Annotated in this window: 2 pseudogenes; both read left to right on the forward strand. The window is 37.8% G+C overall.

The window, feature by feature from the left end:
- A pseudogene (locus tag GMD3S_RS10515) lies at positions 1-277 on the forward strand (ATP-dependent zinc metalloprotease FtsH); the annotation flags it as partial.
- A 38-nt stretch (positions 278-315) separates the two neighbouring features.
- Positions 316-567, forward strand: a pseudogene (locus GMD3S_RS10820) (23S rRNA (uracil(1939)-C(5))-methyltransferase RlmD); the annotation flags it as partial.
- Positions 568-585: the final 18 nt, after the last annotated feature.

Raw genomic sequence — 585 nt, forward strand, 5'->3', positions numbered from 1 at the left:
AAGTCCTCAAAAATCAATTTCAGAACAAACAGCCTATGAGATTGATGAGGAAGTTCGTTCATTATTAAATGAGGCACGAAACAAAGCAGCTGAAATCATTCAGTCAAATCGTGAAACTCATAAGTTGATTGCAGAAGCATTGTTGAAATACGAAACATTAGATAGTACACAGATTAAATCTCTTTACGAAACAGGAAAAATGCCTGAGACAGTAGAAGAGGAATCCCATGCACTATCTTATAATGAAGTGAAATCAAAAATGAGTGAAGAAAAATAAATTTAGAGAGGTTCAACCTCTCTTTTATGTTCTAATGTGATGGCTACCGAGCGGATGCCTTGATAGTTGACCCTCCTCGTACAGGCTTAGATGATAAGCTGTTGGAAACCATTCTGACCTACGTTCCAGACAAAATGGTCTATGTATCCTGCAATGTTTCGACCTTAGCGCGAGATTTGGTTAAACTAGTAAAAGTCTATGACCTCCAGTATATCCAGTCGGTCGATATGTTTCCCCACACTGCACGGACAGAAGCAGTGGTTAAATTAGTGAAGAAAAGAAAAAATTAACTTCACTGAAAAAAGTCC

Origin of the sequence: Streptococcus sp. GMD3S (genome assembly GCF_000298695.2) — a bacterium.
In the GTDB taxonomy this organism is placed as follows: Bacteria; Bacillota; Bacilli; order Lactobacillales; family Streptococcaceae; genus Streptococcus.